We start from the raw sequence: 16,696 nt of genomic DNA, 5'->3' as shown, positions 1-16,696 counted from the left end.
GTCGCCCCCGTATCCCAATGGCAGAGGAAGCGGTCTTAAAAACCGCACAGTCTGGGTTCGAGTCCCAGCGGGGGCACGGGAACACTCGGTCCCGCTCGAACGTTTGAATGAATGGCCGCCGAGTAAGGTGGCAGTACAGGCAGCACCATGTGCATCGGCCTCCAAGGAGAGACCATGAAGAGCAACAACCCCGTTTTCGCCCGTTCCGAGGAATTCAACGGACGGGCCAACGCCTACGGCAACCAGACCTACGCCGGCGGCGGCCAGCCCTACCCCGGCTACGGCCAGGCGCCGTCCGCCCCGGAATACGGCGACCCGTCCGCCTACGGCACCGGCACCCCGGGTCAGGTCGACCAGGGCCGGATGACGATCGACTCGGTCGTCCAGAAGACCTCGATCTCCCTGGCGATCGTGATCGCGTTCGCGGCGCTCACCTGGTTCTGGACCGGTGACTCCATCACCGAGGCCGGCACCACCAACCCCGACGCCGTCGGCAAGCTCTACCTCGCGCTGATGGTCGGCTCCTTCGGTGCCTTCGCGCTGTCGATGGTCAACTCGTTCAAGAAGGTCGTCAGCCCTGCGCTGGTCATCGCCTTCGCCGCGCTCGAGGGCGTCGCTCTCGGCGCCTTCTCGAAGGTCATCCCGGCGGTTGCCGGCGTCAGCACCGACATCGTGCTGCAGGCCGTCATCGGCACCTTCGCGGCCTTCGCCGGCACGCTCGCGGCCTACAAGTTCTTCAACATCCAGGTCGGCACCAAGTTCCGCACGTTCGTGGTCGCGGCCATGTTCGGCATGGTGGCGCTCGGTCTGATGGAGATGGTGCTGGGCTTCTTCGGCAACCAGATCGGCTTCTTCGGCTTCGGCGGCATCGGTCTGCTGTTCGCCATCGGCGGCCTGGTGCTCGGCGTGTTCATGCTGATCCTCGACTTCGACTTCGTCGAGAAGGGCATCGCTGCCGGACTCCCCGAGCGCGACTCGTGGCGTGCGGCCTTCGGGCTCACGGTCAGCCTCGTCTGGATCTACACCAACCTGCTCCGGATCCTCGCGATCTTCCAGCAGGACTGATCAACCACGGCCGACCCGGCACCTTCTGCCGGGTCGGCCTGCAGCACCTCCGCCGGCTCGTCGTCCTCAGGACGACGGGCCGGTGGCATGTCAGAGCTCGGTCGCGGCAGCGTCGGCTTCCGACTGCTCGGGCGACTCGACGTCGGGGCTCGGGTGGCGACGGCGGTGCCGCAGCTCGACCCAGCGACCGCGCAGCCCGCGCTGGGAGCCCGAGACCTCGGTGCCGCCGAGCTCGGTGCCCGGCGTCTTGACGGCGCGTACGGCGGCTGCCGCGACCGGCAGGACCCCCTCGCCGCGATAGGGCTCGGGCAGCGCCTCGTCCTCGGGCACCAGGCCCAGCGCGGCCAGGCACGACGGGATGAGCACCGACGCGAGCTGCTTGTAGCCGTCGGCGGAGGGATGGAACTGGTCCGGGCCGAACAGCAGCGCCGGGGCGGCGGCGAACTCCGGCCCCAGGATCGAGGCGAGCGCCACGGTGCGCCCACCCTCCTCGAGGACGGCGATGGACTGCGCGGCAGCCAGCCGGCGTGACCAGGAGCGCGCCACCTGCTTGAGCGGGGGAGCGATGGGCTTGATGGTGCCGAGGTCGGGGCAGGTGCCGACGACGACGGCGACGCCGTCGTCGCGCAGGCGGCGGACGCCCTCGGCGAGGTGCTGCACCGACTGCGACGGCATGACGGTGTGGGTCACGTCGTTGGCGCCGATCAGGATGACGGCGAGGTCGGGGTCGGTCCCCAGGGCCGCTTCGACCTGGGCCAGCAGGTCGCTGGACTTGGCACCGACGACGGCGGACGCACGCAGGTGCACCCGTCGGTCGGCCTGCGCCGCGATCCCGCTCGCGAGCTGGGCACCGGGCGTGTCCTCGACCCGCTCCACGCCGTACCCGGCGGCACTCGAATCGCCGAGGAGCGCGATCTTGATCGCGGGGCCGGGGCGGCCGCGGCCGTACCAACCCGTCGAGTCGGGTGGGGTGTGCTCGCTGAGCACGCCGATGGTCCTGCGGGCCAGTCGGGCCTCAGCGACCAGGACGCCGTAGAGGCCTGCTCCGAGCACGGAGAGGCCGCCGCCCCCGAAGGCTGCTGCCGATGCGAGCTTGCGCGCTGCCCCTGTCGTCCCCACGACTTCATGTTACGGGCGGGTAGATGACTACATTGGCCGGGTGAAGTATGTGAACTCGCTCCTCGACCTCATCGGCAACACCCCGCTGCTGAGGCTGTCCGCCTCTCTCGACGACCTCGGGGGCACAGAAGGCCCGCTCGTGCTCGCCAAGATCGAGTACCTCAACCCGGGTGGCTCGGTGAAGGACCGCATCGCGACCCGGATGATCGAGGCCGCCGAAGCGTCCGGCGAGCTGCAGCCCGGCGGCACGATCGTGGAGCCCACGTCGGGCAACACCGGTGTCGGCCTGGCGATGGTCGCGCAGGCCAAGGGCTACAAGTGCATCTTCGTGTGCCCGGACAAGGTCAGCGAGGACAAGCGCAACGTCTTGAAGGCGTACGGCGCCGAGGTGGTCGTCTGCCCGACCGCGGTCGCCCCCGAGCACCCTGACTCCTACTACAACGTCAGCGACCGCCTCGCCTCGCAGCCCGGCGCCTGGAAGCCCGACCAGTACTCCAACCCGCACAACCCGCGCTCCCACTACGAGACCACCGGTCCGGAGGTCTGGGAGCAGACGGACGGCAAGATCACCCACTTCGTCGCGGGCGTCGGCACGGGCGGCACGATCTCCGGCATCGGTCGCTACATCAAGGAGCAGAACCCCGAGATCCAGGTGATCGGCGCCGATCCCGCCGGCTCGGTCTACTCCGGCGGCAGCGGCCGTCCCTACCTCGTCGAGGGCGTCGGCGAGGACTTCTGGCCCGAGACCTACGACCGCACGATCGCCGACCGGATCATCGAGGTCTCCGACGCCGACTCGTTCGCCTACACCCGGCGGCTCGCCCGCGAGGAGGCGCTGCTCGTCGGCGGCTCGTCCGGCATGGCCGCCTTCGCCGCCAAGCAGCTCGCCGAGGAGCTCGCGGCCGAGGGCCGCACCGACGCGGTCATCGTCGTGCTGCTGCCCGACTCCGGTCGCGGCTACCTCACGAAGGTCTTCAACGACGAGTGGCTGGGCACCTACGGCTTCGCCACGCCCGGTGACTCGCAGGACCGCACGGTCGGGGAGGTGCTGCGCGGCAAGTCCGGCCAGCTGCCCGACCTCGTGCACACCCACCCCAGCGAGACCGTCGCCGAGGCGGTGCACATCCTGCAGGAGTACGGCGTCTCGCAGATGCCCGTCGTGCGCGCGGAGCCGCCCATCGTGGCCGCCGAGGTCGCCGGGTCGGTCTCCGAGCGCACCCTGCTCGACGCGCTGTTCGCCGGCTCGGCCAAGCTGACCGACCCCGTCGAGCAGCACATGTCGGCGCCGCTGCCCACCATCGGCTCGACCTCCGGGGCCCGCGAGGCGGTGTCGCTGCTGGAGTCCTCCGACGCGGTGCTCGTGCAGGAGGACGGCAAGCCCGTCGGCGTACTCACGCGGCAGGACCTCCTCGCGTTCTTGGCTCGCGGGTGATGATGGGGCCCGTGAAGACGATGCTGCGCGGCACCTCGGCCGCACTCCTGCTCCTGCTCGCCGTCGGTTGCTCCGACTCCGGCTCCGACCAGGCCGACGACCCCACGGCCGCCGTCGAGGTCGAGGTCGGCGAGGAGTTCACCTGGAACGGCTTCACCGTCGCCGACGGCTGGAAGATCGACTCCTCGACCCAGATGATCAACATGGAGGAGCAGGATCGTCCCTTCATCACCGGCGAGGTCACCAACGAGGGCACCGAGCCGCGGTTCGCCCTCTTCGAGTTCGTCTTCGTCGCGGACGGGACGCTGCAGTCGACGATCCGCTGCACGTCCGAGAAGATCCCCACCGGCACGACGACCGACCTCGGCTGCCCCGGGTTCGAGAGCGTGCCCGAGGGCTACGACCTGATCCAGGTCCAGGAAGTCACGCGCTGATCACTCGATGGAGCTGTCCACCAGCACGATCGCACTCCTGGTCCTCGCCGCCCTGGCGGCGGGCTTTGTCGACGCGGTCGTCGGTGGCGGCGGGCTGATCCAGCTGCCGGCGCTGCTGATCGGGCTGCCCGGGGCGTCGGTGGTGCAGATCGCGGCCACCAACAAGCTGGCGTCCTTCTGCGGGACCTCGATCAGCGCGGCGACGTACTTCCGGAGGATCCGGCCGGACCCACGGACGTTCCTGCCCTTGATGCTGGCGGCGTTCGTCGGCTCGTTCGGTGGTGCGCTGGTCGCGTCGCTGATGCCGCGCAGCGCGTTCGACCCGATCATCCTGGTCGTGCTGGTGCTCGTCGGCTCCTACGTGTGGTTCAAGCCCAGTGTCGGCTCGCTGACGAAGCTCAGGTTCAGCGGCGGCACCCACCTGTCCGCGGTGCTGGTGACCGGCCTGGCCGTCGGGTTCTACGACGGCGCGATCGGTCCCGGGACCGGCTCGTTCTTCGTCTTCGCGCTCGTCGGTCTGCTCGGCTACGACTTCCTCCAGGCCTCGGCCAAGGCCAAGCTCGCCAACTGGGCGACCAACCTCGCCGCGCTCGTCGTCTTCGTCCCGCAGGGTGCCGTCATGTGGGAGCTCGGCCTGATGATGGCGGCCGCCAACATCACCGGTGGATATGCAGGTGCGCGGGTCGCTGTCGCCCGCGGATCACGCTTCGTGCGGATCTTCTTCCTGGTCGTCGTCACCGCGCTGGTCGTGCGACTCGGCGGTGGCGTGCTCGGGGTGTGGTGATCGGCAGAGCGTGAGCCCGCCCGGTAGCGTGCGCACGTGGGCGTGGTGGGGACTATCGACGGCTTCCAGCGCCGGCATCCGGTGCTGGGCTTCCCGCTCGGCGTGATCTACAAGTTCTACGACGACCAGGGCAACTACCTCGCCGCGATGCTGACCTACTACGCCTTCGTCGCGATCTTCCCGCTGATGCTGCTCGGCACCTCGATCCTCGGCTTCGTGCTCGGCGCCCGGCCGGAGTGGCAGGAGGACATCCTCAACTCCGCCCTGAGCCAGTTCCCGATCATCGGCGACCAGCTCGGCCGGCCGGAGGGGCTGACGGGCTCGGCCGCGGGAGTGGTGTTCGGGTCGCTGGCGGCGCTCTACGGCTCGATGGGGCTGGCGCAGTCGCTGCAGAACACGATGCACGTCGCGTGGTCGGTGCCGCGCAACTCCCGGCCCAACCCGTTCTACGCTCGGCTCAAGAGCCTGGTGCTGCTCTTCACCGCGGGCGCCGCGCTGCTCTCGGTCTCCATCGCCTCCACGATCGCGACGACGACGACCTTCTTCGAGGTCGGCACGAAGTGGCTGCTGCCGCTGGTCACGGTGCTCATCGTCGGCACGATGCTCACGATCCTGTTCCGGTTCGCGGCGGCCGGCCAGCACAGCTTCCGGCGCGCGGCCCCCGGCGGCTACACGCTGGCCGTGCTGTGGCAGCTGCTCCAGCTGCTCGGCGCGCTCTACGTCTCCGAGGTGCTGGTCGACACGACCGCGATGACCAAGACCTTCGGGCTGGTGCTCGGCCTGATCGGCTTCCTGTTCATCGGCGCGGTGATGGCGGTGCTGTCGATGGAGATCAACGTCGTCATCGCCCGCCGGCTCTACCCCCGCGCCCTGCTCACGCCCTTCACCGACGCGGTCGACCTGACGCCTGCCGACCGGCGCGCCTACGCCTCGTATGCCCGCATGCAGCGGCACAAGGGCTTCGAGCGCGTCTCGGTCACCTGGGACGAGCAGGAGTGAGCTCCTACCTCACCCTCGCCCGCGACGCCCGCGTCGAGATCGAGGTGAAGCACTCGCGCTTCCTCTGCACGCTGCGGCGCGTGCCGTCCGAGGCGGAGGCTCGGGCGCTGGTCGCCGCGCTGCGCAAGGAGCACTGGGACGCGCGGCACCACTGCTCGGCGTTCGTCCTCGGCCCGGACGCGGCTGTGCAGCGGTCCTCCGACGACGGCGAGCCGGCCGGCACCGCCGGGGCGCCGATGCTCGAGGTGCTGCGCGAGGCGGGCGTCTCCGACGTGGTGGCGGTCGTGACGCGGTGGTTCGGCGGCACGCTGCTCGGAGCGGGCGGCCTGGTCCGTGCGTACGGCGATACCGTGCGTCTTGCAGTGGAGTCCGCCGGCACCCTGCGCCGCGACCTCGTGACGGAGTTCGAGGTCTCCCTCGACCACGGCTCCGCCGGGCGGGTCGAGAACGAGCTGCGCGCGCGTGGCCTCGTCGTCCTCGCATCGGCGTACGGCGACCGCGTGACGCTCCTCGTCGGCTCCACGACTCCGGCGTCGGTCGCACCGCTCGTCGCCGAGGTGACCGGGGGCGAGGCGACGGCCGAGCAGGTCGGCGAGCGCTGGGTCGACGCGGGCTGACCCGCCGCGACTAGGCTCGGAGTCGTGTTCTGGATGAGCGCCTTCATCGACGTACCGGCGTCCGGCTTCGAGTCCTCGGTGACCTTCTGGTCGGCCGTGAGCGGCTGCTCGCCGTCGACGCGTCGCGGCGCGGACGAGGAGTTCCTGACCCTCGTGCCCGCGACCGGCGACGCCCACCTGCGGATGCAGAGGGTGGGCGACGGGGCACCGCGGATCCACCTCGACCTGCACGTGCCCGACCCCCGTGCCGCCGCCGATCGGGCGGTCGCGCTCGGGGCCGTCGAGGTGGCCGCCGAGGGCCATGTCGTCATGCGCTCGCCCGGAGGACTGACCTTCTGCTTCGTGGCCCACCCTGCCGCCGAGGTCGCGCCGCCGATGCGCTGGCCCGACGGGTCGCGCAGCATCCTCGACCAGGTGTGCATCGACATCCCGCAGGCGAGCTTCGAGGGCGAGGCCGCGTTCTGGCAGTCGTTGCTGGACTGGCCGCACGTCGGCTCGTCGTACGCCGAGTTCGAGCGCCTCGACCGCCCTGAGGGTCAGGCGCTGAGGGTCCTGCTCCAGCGCGTGCGGGACGACGGCCCGGTGCGCGCGCACCTCGACCTGGCGTGCTCGTCGCGCGAGCGGGAGATGCTGCGCCACGTCGGGCTGGGTGCCCGGGTCGTCGCCGACCACGACGTGTGGACCGTGATGGCCGACCCCGCCGGGATGGCCTACTGCCTGACGGACCGTTCTCCGGACTGAGGGGCGACGCCGACGTAGACCCAGCGCCCGCCGCGCTGCGCGAAGACGCTGCGCTCGTGCAGCGAGCCAACGCCTGAGGGGGAGTCGTAGTGGGCGACGAACTCGACCTCGTCGCCCGTCGCGTCCAGCACCTCGAGCCGCGTCCAGGTCAGGCCCGGCTCGGGTGCGAGGTCGTCGGGGCGGGTGCGCGGGTGCCAGGTGCGGAAGACGTAGTCGGTCTCGCCGACGGCGTACGCAGCGAACCGCGAGCGCATCAGCTGCTCGGGCGTGGTGGCCAGGGCCGTGCCGCGGTGCAGCGGCCCGCAGCATGAGTCGTACGTCGATGCGGAGCCGCACGGGCAGTCGCGAGTGAACACCGGTCGAGCCTAGACGGGTCCGCAGCACGGGGTTTCGCACTACATTGCGACGACCACCCCGTTCTCGAGCACAAGGAGACACGTCTTGACCACCACCAAGCGCGCGACGGCAGGAGCCTTCGTGCTCGCCGCCACGCTGGGCCTGGGTGCGACCTCAGTCGTGCCCGCCCAGTCCGCCGTCATGGCCGCACCCACGGGCACCACGACGACCGTGGCCGTCCAGTCCCCGACGGTCGTCTACGGCGACACCACCAAGCTGACGGTGAGCGTCGACGCGGCCAGCAACGGGGCCAAGCCCGCCGGCAAGGTCGAGGTCGAGGTCGGCGACAAGACCCTCGTCGCCGACGTCACCAACAGCGGCAAGGTCGACTTCGACTGGCCGCTCGTGGATGCCTCGCGCACGCCGTACGCCGTCACCGCCTCGTTCGTCCCGACCGACGCCACCGCGTTCAGCACCTCGGCGTCCGTCCCGGTGAACGTCACGGTGGTCAAGTCCCCGACGGCCACCACGCTCGCCGCGCGGCACAACAAGCTCAAGCGCAAGATCGTCGCCACGAGCGCCACCACGTCGGCGCACGGCCAGGTCCCCACGGGCAAGGTCAAGTTCGTCCTGAAGCGCAACGGTCGCCGGACCGCCGCGACGGTCGTCCCGCTCACCAGCACTGCCGCCGCCAAGGCGGTCTTCCGCAAGGTCTCCAGCAAGGGCCGCTACAAGGTGGTCGCCAAGTACCTCGGCAGCGTGAACTTCCTGAGGTCGAAGACCTCGTTCGACATCACGTCCTGAGCGCCGAACGACACAGGAGCCCCGCCGACCGGCGGGGCTCCTGTGCGTGGTGCGGGTGGGTCAGGGCTTGTTGCCGTTGCCCGGGTGGGTGCCGTTGGCCGCGCAGTACTCCTCGACGGTCATGTCGGCCGCCTCAGCAGCAGCCTCGAGACCGGCGAACGGCGGGGCCTTGCGCTTCTGCTCCTGGCCCTTCTCCGAGCCGGCGAAGTAGGCCGTGCACAGGCCGAAGGTGTTGTGACCGTTGGGGCCGGGCTCGGCGGTCGCGACGACGGTGCCGCCGGCGATGAGGGCGGCGACGGCCGCGGGAACTGCGAGCATGGTGATACGCATGAGATGCCTTCCGAGGAGTTGTTGCTACACCCCATACGGAACTCACGACGAGCGTCGCGAGCCCACCCTCCCCGGTGCGGCTGATTACGAGGGCAGAGTCTGGGCCGTAACCAATGCGCATGGCAAGAGTTTGAGAGGCGTGAATTTCTCTCGGGCTCTTGTCGCGTCCTGTCTCCTCGTGGTCGGTACGGCGACGCTCGGCTGTGCGCCCTCAGGTGCTGACGACGTGGCGGCGAGGGGCTCCCGCCTCGATCCGGACTTCAAGCCGGGCAAGGGCAAGCACCGGGTCGGCGAGCACGGCCGGGCGCGCGGGGCGAAGCCCGCGGCGCGCGAGGGCGAGCGCGACGCGAAGGGGGAGCGCCGCGACGGCGAGAAGACGAAGAGCATCACGAAGCCCGCCGCGTCGAGCCCGTCGAGCACCCCGACGAACGGCCCGTCGAAGAGCTCGTCGAGCAGCCCGACGAAGAGCGCACCGACGACGTCCGGGCCCGCCCCGAGCGAGGGCCAGAGCGCCAGCACCACAGCCACGCCCACGACGGGACCCACTCCTGCCGGCTCAGCGAGCGTGAGCGATCCGCGGGGCGACGTCCGGGGCGGCCTGACGGGCGCCCCGGCCCATGCGGACGCGGTGGGGGCCGTGGTGACGCGCACGGCAGGCGGCTTCGAGGTGCGCATCCAGGTCGCGGGCGCGCTGCCGCAGGTCTGGGACGGGTCCAACGTGGAGAACATCGTGGCGTTCTTCGACGTCGACCTGGACGGTCAGGTCGACTACGAGACCTGGGGCCACCTCGCCGAGGACGGGTGGAGCGCCAGCGCTCGTCGCCCCGACGGTGCGTCGTTCGGTGCAGCCAGCGGTGTGACGGCGACGCCGTCGGGGGACACGCTCGTGCTGAGCTTCCCGGCGTCGGTCGTCGGCGGAGCGACCAGCTTCCAGTGGTCGGTCGCGACCGAGTTCGGGTCGCTGACCCAGGTCGCCTCCGGGACCACCGCCACCGACTTCGCCCCCGACAGCGGCGGGGTGCGGTTCCCCGCCTGACGGGTCCGCGATCAGGCGACGATCCCGAGCGCTGACTCGAGCTTGTCGACCTCCTCGCCCGAGTGCACGGCGATGCGCTGGAGCGAGGGGATGCTGGAGCGGCAGCCGGTGTAGCCGACGTTGAACATGCCGTCGTAGGACACGGCGGTGACGTTGAGCGCCTGGCCGTTGAAGAGCAGGCTGACCGGGAAGAACTCCTCCAGTCGCGAGCCGTCGAGGTAGCGCGTCTCCGAGGGGCCCGGCACGTTGGAGATGACCAGGTTGGAGGCCGGTCGCCCCCGGCCGCCGAAGCCCAGGATCGCCTGCGACAGGAAGGGCAGCATCAGGGCTGCGGTGTAGGTGTCCATGGCAACCCCGCCGACCTGCGGCAGGCGAGCCTTGCCCAGCTGCGTGGAGGACTTGATCCGCTGGATGCGCTCCAGCGGGCACTCGATGTCGGTGCCGAGCATGGCGTAGAGGAACGTGATCGCGTTGCCGACCGACGCGCCGTCGCCCGGTCGCACGGACACCGGGACGTTGGCGGTCAGGGTCTCGTTGGGCAGCTGGTCGTTCTCCAGGAGGTAGCGGCGCAGCGCGCCCCCGATGACAGCCAGGAAGACGTCGTTGAGGCTGCCGTCGGCTGCCTTGGCGATCGTCTTCAGGCGCTCGATCGAGTAGACCTGCGTCGCGAACCGGCGCGGAGCCTGGATGCGGCCGTTGAAGATCGACTTGGGGGCGCGGAACGGCGTGGCCCGCTCCCCGTCGCCCAGACCGGTCGCGGTCTCGAGGTAGGTCCGGCCCAGCGAGGTCGCGACGCCGACGGCATCTCGGCCCGCGCCCACGAGCCCACCGACGCGCGACGGGGACTCGCGGTGCACGACCTCGAGCGCGCCCTGCTTGTTGGGGAGGCCCGACTGGTCGGGTCCGCGGGTGCCCACGGCCCACGGGGGGAGCATGTCGCGGGTCTCGGGGTCAGCCGAGAGCATCCGCTTGAGCAGCCGGATCCCGCCGACGCCGTCGATCTGCGAGTGGTGGGCCTTGAAGTAGAGGGACCAGCGTCCCTCCTCCAGGCCCTCGATCACGTGGCACTCCCACAGCGGGTAGCGGCGGTCCATCTTGGCGCTGTGCAGGCGCGAGATCAGGACACCGAGCTCGCGCTGTGACCCCGGGGCGGGCAGCGCGGAGTGCCGCAGGTGGTAGTCGAGGTCGATCTCGTCGTCCGCGAGCTCCACCCAGCTGGGCACCGGCAGCGACTTGAACAGGTAGTTGAACGGCGGGGCGAACTGGTGGACCTCACGCCAGCGCTTGACCAGGTCGGCCACGAAGGTGGGCTGGCCCTCCGGCACGCTCAAGGTGGCCAGCATCCCGACCTGCATGGGCGTCCTCGACTTCTCGGCGAAGAGCCATGCGGAGTCGTTGATCTTGAGCAACTTGCGAGCCACGTGGAAGTCCTTGCGATGGGGTTTTCGCAGACTAACGACGCAGGGCCGTCCCGGATACGTATTGCCCGTCGGACTACCGTGGCCGGGTGACCACGTCGACCACCGTGTCTGCCACCACACCTCCCGCCATCGCCACCCTCGGAGAGCTCCGCGCCTCCGGCCACGAGCTCAGGCCGCTGCGCGTCGAGCTCCGGGACAACCTGCTCGCGCGCCTGCGTGACGGGGTCGACCCGTGGCCGGGTCTGCACGGCTTCGGCGAGACCGTGATCCCGCAGCTAGAGCGCGCGCTCATCGCCGGCCACGACCTCGTCCTCCTCGGCGAGCGGGGGCAGGGCAAGACACGGCTGCTGCGCTCGTTGGTCGGCCTGCTCGACGAGTGGTCGCCGGTCATCTCCGGGTCCGAGCTGGGGGAGCACCCCTATGACCCGATCACCATCTCCTCCCAGCAGTCGCTGGCGACGTACGGCGACGAGCTGCGCATCTCCTGGCGCCACCGCGACGAGCGGTACTCCGAGAAGCTCGCCACCCCCGACACGAGCGTCGCCGACCTGATCGGCGACGTCGATCCGATGAAGGTGGCGGAGGGCCGCTCGCTCGGTGACCCGGAGACGATCCACTTCGGCCTGATCCCGCGCTCCCACCGCGGCATCGTGGCGATCAACGAGCTGCCCGACCTCGCCGAGCGGATCCAGGTCGCGATGCTCAACGTCATGGAGGAGCGCGACATCCAGATCCGCGGCTACGTCCTGCGGCTGCCCCTCGACGTGCTCGTCGTCGCGTCCGCCAACCCCGAGGACTACACCAACCGCGGGCGCATCATCACCCCGCTCAAGGACCGCTTCGGCGCCGAGATCCGCACCCACTACCCGCTCGAGGTCGTCGACGAGATCGCGGTGATCCGCCAGGAGGCCGACCTCGTCGCCGAGGTGCCCGACGTGCTCGTCGAGATCCTGGCGCGCTTCACCCGCAACCTGCGTGAGTCCAGTGCCGTCGACCAGCGCTCGGGTGTCAGTGCCCGCTTCGCCATCGCCGGCGCGGAGACGATCGCCGCGGCGGCGCTGCACCGCGCGACCGTCAACGGGGAGGACCTCGCGGTCGCCCGTGTCGTCGACCTCGAGACGGCCGTCGAGGTGCTCGGCGGCAAGATCGAGTTCGAGACCGGTGAGGAGGGCCGCGAGAGCGAGGTCCTGACCCACTTGTTGCGTACGGCGATCGCCGAGGCCGTCAGGGGCCACTTCCGTGGCCTCGACCTCGGCCTGCTCGTCGAGGCCATCGAGGACGGCGCGACCATCGCGACGAGCGGTCGCACGACGGCCCGCGAGTTCCTCGCCGGCCTGCCCGTGCTCGGTGAGTCAGAGGTCTACGACGACATCGGTGCGCGCATCGACGCGACCAACGACGGCGAGCGCGCGTGCGCCATCGAGCTCGCGCTCGAGGGGCTCTACCTCGCCCGCCGGGTCGGCAAGGAGACGGACGGCCGGGAGACGGTCTATGGCTGAGCCGCGGACCCCATGAGCCGTTATCGCAAGTACGACGGCGGCGACCCGCTCGCCCCGCCGGTCGACCTGGCGGAGGCGCTGGACGCGATCGGCCAGGAGGTGATGGCCGGCTACTCGCCCGAGCGCGCGATGCGCGAGTTCCTGCGCCGCGGTGGGCAGGACCAGCAGGGGCTGGACGACCTCGCGCGGCGGATCGCAGAGAAGCGGCGCGACCTGCTGCAGCGCCACAACCTCGACGGAACCATGCAGCAGGTGCGCGAGCTGCTCGACCAGGCGGTGCTCGCCGAGCGCGGACAGCTCGCCCGCGACGTGGTGATGGAGGACGGCGACCGGGCGTTCCGCGAGCTCCAGCTCGACAACCTCCCGGACTCCACGGCCGCTGCGGTGACCGAGTTGTCGACGTACGACTGGACGTCGTCGGAGGCTCGCGCGGCCTACGACGAGATCAAGGACCTGCTCGGCCGCGAGCTGCTCGACCAGCGCTTCGCCGGCATGAAGGAGGCGATGGAGGGCGCGACCGACGAGGACCGCGCCGCCATCAACGAGATGCTCGGCGACCTCAACGACCTGCTGGAGAAGCACTCGCGTGGAGAGGACACCGACGAGGACTTCGCCGACTTCATGGACAAGCACGGCGACTTCTTCCCGGAGGACCCGCAGGACATCGACGAGCTCATGGACACCCTGGCCGAGCGCTCGGCCGCCGCCCAGCGGATGCTCAACTCGATGACGCCCGAGCAGCGCGCCGAGCTGATGCAGCTCTCGCAGCAGGCGTTCGGCTCCCCGGAGCTGATGCAGCAGCTCGCCCGGATGGACGCCAACCTCCAGTCGCTGCGCCCGGATCTCGACTGGGGCAGCTCGGCGAACTTCGACGGGGAACAAGGGCTGGGCCTCGGCGACGGCACCGGCGCCTTCCAGGACCTTGCGGAGCTCGACGCGCTGGCCGACCAGCTCTCCCAGACCTACGGCGGAGCGCGGATGGAGGACGTCGACCTCGACGCCCTCGCCCGACAGCTCGGCGACCAGGCCGCCGTCGACGCGCGCACGCTGGCGGACCTGGAGAAGGCGCTGCGCAGCTCCGGCTACCTCCAGCGCGGCTCCGACGGGGAGCTGCGGCTCTCACCGAAGGCGATGCGCCAGCTCGGCAAGGCGCTGCTCCGCGACGTCGCGACCCGGATGTCCGGGCGCCAGGGACAGCGCGAGTCGCGCAACGCCGGTGCTGCCGGCGAGCTCTCCGGGGGCACCCGCGCGTGGGAGTACGGCGACACCGAGCCGTGGGACGTCACGCGCACGATCACCAACGCGGTCCTGCGGACGGCCTCCGAGACGCTGGTTGAGCAGCGAGGCACGAGCGTGTCGAAACCGAGGCTTCGCCTGAACATGGCGGACATCGAGGTCCAGGAGACCGAGGAACGCACCCAGGCGGCGGTGGCGCTGCTCGTCGACACCTCCTTCTCGATGGCGATGGACGGCCGCTGGGTGCCGATGAAGCGCACCGCACTCGCGCTGCACCAGCTGATCCAGTCCCGCTTCCGCGGCGACCACCTGCAGCTCATCGGCTTCGGCCGGCACGCCCAGGTGATGGAGATCGAGGAGCTGACCGCGCTCGACGCGCGCTGGGCCAAGGGCACCAACCTGCACCACGGCCTGCTGCTCGCCAACCGGCACTTCCGCAAGCACCCCAACGCCCAGCCCGTGCTGCTGATCGTCACCGACGGCGAACCGACCAGCCACCTCGAGCCGGACGGGGACGTGTGGTTCTCCTACCCGCCCCACCCGCTGACGATCGCCAACACCGTGCGCGAGCTCGACAACTCGCGGCGGCTCGGTGCGCAGACGACGTTCTTCCGGCTCGGCGAGGACCCGGGCCTGGCGCGCTTCATCGAGTCGATGGCCCGCCGGGTCGAGGGGCGGATGGTCTCGCCCGAGCTCGACGACCTCGGCGCCGCCGTCGTCGGGTCCTATCTCGGCGACCGGTCGGCGTCGACGTACAGGGAGCAGTTCGGTGGCTGGTACGGCGGCGACCGCGGCTTCTGGGTCGGCTGAGACCCTCCCGCTGACCTCAGCCGGCCAGCATCCGCATCAGCTCGGCGCCCATCTGCTCGACCACGGGTCAAGGCCGCCCACGGTGGTGCGGAACTGCAGCACGGCCGAGTCGGAGGCCCGCCACTCGTGGCACGGGTCAGACCGCGAAGCCGGGGAGGTTCTCCTCCAGGATCGCGCGGAACGGTGCCTCGGCCTCGAGCTGGCTGAGCAGGCCGAGGCCCCCGAGCCAGGTGCGGTGGATGAGCAGGTAGTTGGCCGGCAGGTTGAGCTTGGTCGCGACCGTGAACGCCGGGTCGCGCGGGTTGTTGATCCGCTCGAACTGGGCCCGCATCCACGTGCGGCTGAAGCGGAAGCGCTCGACCCGCGCCGGCTCGATGAAGGGCGCGAGGTAGTCGAGGACGAGGTGCGGATCAACGCGCACGTTGTCCTTGATGAAGCCCTCCTCGCGGAGCCCGGCGACGAGCTGGTCGACGTCGGCGTCGCGCGCGATCCGGATCAGCGTCCCCATCGCGGTCGGCAGGTGGCGATCGGGCAGCCGGGCGACGGCACCGAAGTCGAGCACGCCGAGCTGGCCGGTGTCGGGCATCGGGCGGAAGTTCCCCGGGTGCGGGTCGGCGTGCAGCATGCCGGTGCGGACGGGCCCGGAGAAGAGGAAGCGGGCGAGCAGCTCGCCGTAGTGGTCGCGTTCGGTCTGCGTCCCCTCCCGGATGACGTGGGCGAGGCTGTACGGCGACTCGAGCCACTCGGTGACCAGCACCTTCTCCCCGCTGGCCACGACGTCGGGGATGACGAAGTCCGGGTCGTCGCGGAACGCGGCGGCGAAGACACGCTGGGCCTCGGCCTCCAGGGAGTAGTCGAGCTCGTCGGCGGCGCGCGCCTGCAGCTCGGCGACGAGGGGCTTGATGTCGATGCCGGGGAAGACCGGGGCGATGCCCTTGGCCAGGCGGGCGAGCTGGCGCAGGTCGCTCATCAACGCCTCGCCGGCGCCGGGATATTGCACCTTCACGGCCACGTCGCGACCGTCGGACCACCGCCCCTTGTGCACCTGCCCGATGCTCGCCGCGGCGGTCGGCCCGCCGTCGAGCCAGACGAGCTGCTTCTTCCAGGTCGGCCCGAGGTCGTTCTCGAGCTGGTCGCGCACCGTCTGGGTCGGCATCGGCGGCGCATCGTCCTGCAGCTTGGTCAGGTTGGCGCGGTACGGCGCCACCAGCTCGTCGGGCAGTGCGGCCTCGAGCACGCTCAGCGCCTGCCCGAACTTCATCGCTCCACCCTTGAGCTCACCCAGCGTCCTGAACAGCTGCTCGGCCGTGCGCTGCTGCACCTCGTTGAGCACCATCTCCGCCGGCGCACCGCCCAGGCGCCTGCCGAAACCCACCGCCGTACGCCCTGCATAGCCGAGGGGCAGCGCCGCCAGGCGTGCGCCGCGTGCGATGCCCTTGCGGGGAAGTTCGGTCATGGAAGTCAGTGTCGCCGATGCCCGGTTGGCGCGTCCTATCGTGATCGCCATGGAGCTCGAGTTCGCCGGTGAGGTCGTCGAGTGGCGCGGACCAGCGCCCTTCCACTTCGTGCCGCTCCCGCCCGACGAGGCCGACCTGGTCGACGAGGTGAAGGCGGAGGTCGCCTACTGGGGCGTGATCCCCGTGACCGCGTCGCTGGGGAGACCACCTTCACCACCGCGATGTTCCCGAGCGAGGGGACCTACTTCCTGCCGCTCAAGGACGCCGTCCGGCGAGCCGAGGGCGTCGGGCCCGGCGACGTCGTCGAGGTCCGGCTCAGCGTCGGTCGCTAGGCCAGTCGATGCCCGAGGGCGGTCAGCCGGTCGGTGGAAATCCCGGGAACCCAGGACAGCGGTATTCCCCAGCCACGGGGTGGCTGTCAGATACCGCTGTCTTAGCCGAGGTCGGCGTCATCGGGCGTAGACGCTGATGTGCCGCTCGCTGCGGGCGGTGAAGGGCTCGCCCTGCCAGCCGCCGAAGCGGTCGCGCAGCCGCAGCCCGGCTAGTTGTACTCGGCTGACAGGTTCATGACAGCCG

17 protein-coding genes and 1 tRNA gene are annotated in these 16,696 nt (G+C 70.6%); 13 read left to right on the top strand and 5 right to left on the bottom strand.

Annotated elements, in window-relative coordinates; all coding sequences use genetic code 11:
* Positions 1 to 3: 3 nt before the first annotated feature.
* Positions 4 to 76, top strand: a tRNA-Leu gene (locus CF8_RS15185).
* A 98-nt stretch (positions 77 to 174) separates the two neighbouring features.
* Positions 175 to 1,065, top strand: a complete 891-nt coding sequence (locus tag CF8_RS15180; RefSeq protein ID WP_036491166.1) for a Bax inhibitor-1/YccA family protein — start codon at positions 175 to 177, stop codon at positions 1,063 to 1,065.
* Between the two features lie 90 nt (positions 1,066 to 1,155).
* On the opposite strand, the gene CF8_RS15175 is transcribed toward CF8_RS15180, so the two are convergent.
* Positions 1,156 to 2,184 carry an SGNH/GDSL hydrolase family protein gene (locus tag CF8_RS15175; RefSeq protein WP_036491163.1) on the bottom strand — a complete coding sequence of 343 codons (1,029 nt, stop codon included), beginning with the start codon at positions 2,182 to 2,184 and terminating at the stop codon, positions 1,156 to 1,158.
* A 40-nt stretch (positions 2,185 to 2,224) separates the two neighbouring features.
* Here CF8_RS15175 and CF8_RS15170 point away from each other — a divergent pair, with 40 nt between their 5' ends.
* From CF8_RS15170 to CF8_RS15145, 6 genes are read left to right on the top strand one after another with little or no spacing between them, the layout of a single operon-like run.
* Positions 2,225 to 3,616: a cystathionine beta-synthase gene (locus tag CF8_RS15170; RefSeq protein WP_036491161.1), complete on the top strand. Its 1,392-nt coding sequence runs from the start codon at positions 2,225 to 2,227 to the stop codon at positions 3,614 to 3,616.
* An 11-nt stretch (positions 3,617 to 3,627) separates the two neighbouring features.
* Positions 3,628 to 4,050: a hypothetical protein gene (locus tag CF8_RS15165; protein ID WP_156887234.1), complete on the top strand. Its 423-nt coding sequence runs from the start codon at positions 3,628 to 3,630 to the stop codon at positions 4,048 to 4,050.
* Positions 4,051 to 4,057: 7 nt separating this feature from the next.
* A complete protein-coding gene (locus CF8_RS15160) occupies positions 4,058 to 4,834 on the top strand; it encodes a sulfite exporter TauE/SafE family protein (RefSeq protein WP_010833986.1) in 777 nt (258 codons plus the stop codon).
* A gap of 36 nt (positions 4,835 to 4,870) precedes the next feature.
* Complete coding sequence (locus tag CF8_RS15155) at positions 4,871 to 5,833, top strand: YihY/virulence factor BrkB family protein (RefSeq protein WP_010833985.1); 963 nt, start codon at positions 4,871 to 4,873, stop codon at positions 5,831 to 5,833.
* Positions 5,830 to 6,450 carry a YigZ family protein gene (locus CF8_RS15150; protein ID WP_010833984.1) on the top strand — a complete coding sequence of 207 codons (621 nt, stop codon included), beginning with the start codon at positions 5,830 to 5,832 and terminating at the stop codon, positions 6,448 to 6,450. Before CF8_RS15155 ends, CF8_RS15150 begins: the two co-directional genes overlap by 4 nt.
* A gap of 33 nt (positions 6,451 to 6,483) precedes the next feature.
* On the top strand, positions 6,484 to 7,191 hold the full coding sequence (locus CF8_RS15145) for a VOC family protein (protein WP_036493312.1): 708 nt from the start codon (positions 6,484 to 6,486) through the stop codon (positions 7,189 to 7,191).
* Here CF8_RS15145 and CF8_RS15140 read toward each other — a convergent pair.
* A complete protein-coding gene (locus tag CF8_RS15140; protein WP_010833982.1) occupies positions 7,161 to 7,547 on the bottom strand; it encodes a YchJ family protein in 387 nt (128 codons plus the stop codon). The genes CF8_RS15145 and CF8_RS15140 overlap by 31 nt on opposite strands.
* 85 nt (positions 7,548 to 7,632) lie before the next feature.
* Between CF8_RS15140 and CF8_RS15135 the strand changes: the two genes are divergently transcribed.
* Positions 7,633 to 8,331, top strand: coding sequence for an Ig-like domain repeat protein (locus tag CF8_RS15135; RefSeq protein ID WP_010833981.1), 699 nt, complete (start codon positions 7,633 to 7,635; stop codon positions 8,329 to 8,331).
* A gap of 60 nt (positions 8,332 to 8,391) precedes the next feature.
* Here the strand turns inward: CF8_RS15135 and CF8_RS15130 are convergent, their stop codons facing one another.
* The gene (locus CF8_RS15130; RefSeq protein ID WP_010833980.1) at positions 8,392 to 8,649 is read right to left on the bottom strand and encodes a hypothetical protein; all 258 of its coding nucleotides are present in this window, start codon (positions 8,647 to 8,649) and stop codon (positions 8,392 to 8,394) included.
* Between the two features lie 151 nt (positions 8,650 to 8,800).
* On the opposite strand from CF8_RS15130, the gene CF8_RS15125 reads away from it, so the two are divergent.
* On the top strand, positions 8,801 to 9,697 hold the full coding sequence (locus CF8_RS15125; RefSeq protein WP_156887233.1) for a hypothetical protein: 897 nt from the start codon (positions 8,801 to 8,803) through the stop codon (positions 9,695 to 9,697).
* 11 nt (positions 9,698 to 9,708) lie between these two features.
* Here CF8_RS15125 and CF8_RS15120 read toward each other — a convergent pair whose 3' ends face one another.
* Positions 9,709 to 11,118 carry a WS/DGAT/MGAT family O-acyltransferase gene (locus CF8_RS15120; protein ID WP_010833978.1) on the bottom strand — a complete coding sequence of 470 codons (1,410 nt, stop codon included), beginning with the start codon at positions 11,116 to 11,118 and terminating at the stop codon, positions 9,709 to 9,711.
* 86 nt (positions 11,119 to 11,204) lie between these two features.
* Between CF8_RS15120 and CF8_RS15115 the strand changes: the two genes are divergently transcribed.
* Positions 11,205 to 12,617 (top strand): putative magnesium chelatase subunit ChlI, encoded by a 1,413-nt coding sequence (locus CF8_RS15115; protein ID WP_010833977.1) that lies wholly within the window; start codon positions 11,205 to 11,207, stop codon positions 12,615 to 12,617.
* Between the two features lie 12 nt (positions 12,618 to 12,629).
* Positions 12,630 to 14,663 (top strand): vWA domain-containing protein, encoded by a 2,034-nt coding sequence (locus CF8_RS15110; RefSeq protein ID WP_010833976.1) that lies wholly within the window; start codon positions 12,630 to 12,632, stop codon positions 14,661 to 14,663.
* A 136-nt stretch (positions 14,664 to 14,799) separates the two neighbouring features.
* Here the strand turns inward: CF8_RS15110 and CF8_RS15105 are convergent, their stop codons facing one another.
* Positions 14,800 to 16,119: an ABC1 kinase family protein gene (locus CF8_RS15105; RefSeq protein WP_010833975.1), complete on the bottom strand. Its 1,320-nt coding sequence runs from the start codon at positions 16,117 to 16,119 to the stop codon at positions 14,800 to 14,802.
* Between the two features lie 222 nt (positions 16,120 to 16,341).
* Between CF8_RS15105 and CF8_RS23245 the strand changes: the two genes are divergently transcribed.
* The gene (locus tag CF8_RS23245; RefSeq protein ID WP_232211522.1) at positions 16,342 to 16,452 is read left to right on the top strand and encodes a DUF1905 domain-containing protein; all 111 of its coding nucleotides are present in this window, start codon (positions 16,342 to 16,344) and stop codon (positions 16,450 to 16,452) included.
* Positions 16,453 to 16,696: the final 244 nt, after the last annotated feature.

Source organism: Nocardioides sp. CF8 (assembly GCF_000389985.1).
GTDB classification, from domain to species: Bacteria; Actinomycetota; Actinomycetes; order Propionibacteriales; family Nocardioidaceae; genus Nocardioides; species Nocardioides allogilvus.
This window is presented reverse-complemented; position numbering and strand designations above follow the sequence as displayed.

Coding starts and splice junctions, on each gene's coding strand:
- CF8_RS15110 (WP_010833976.1), top strand. CDS start 12,630: ATGAGCCGTTATCGCAAGTACGACGGCGGCGACCCGCTCGCCCCGCCG.
- CF8_RS15105 (WP_010833975.1), bottom strand. CDS start 16,119: ATGACCGAACTTCCCCGCAAGGGCATCGCACGCGGCGCACGCCTGGCG.
- CF8_RS23245 (WP_232211522.1), top strand. CDS start 16,342: ATGTTCCCGAGCGAGGGGACCTACTTCCTGCCGCTCAAGGACGCCGTC.
- CF8_RS15145 (WP_036493312.1), top strand. CDS start 6,484: ATGAGCGCCTTCATCGACGTACCGGCGTCCGGCTTCGAGTCCTCGGTG.
- CF8_RS15160 (WP_010833986.1), top strand. CDS start 4,058: ATGGAGCTGTCCACCAGCACGATCGCACTCCTGGTCCTCGCCGCCCTG.
- CF8_RS15130 (WP_010833980.1), bottom strand. CDS start 8,649: ATGCTCGCAGTTCCCGCGGCCGTCGCCGCCCTCATCGCCGGCGGCACC.
- CF8_RS15180 (WP_036491166.1), top strand. CDS start 175: ATGAAGAGCAACAACCCCGTTTTCGCCCGTTCCGAGGAATTCAACGGA.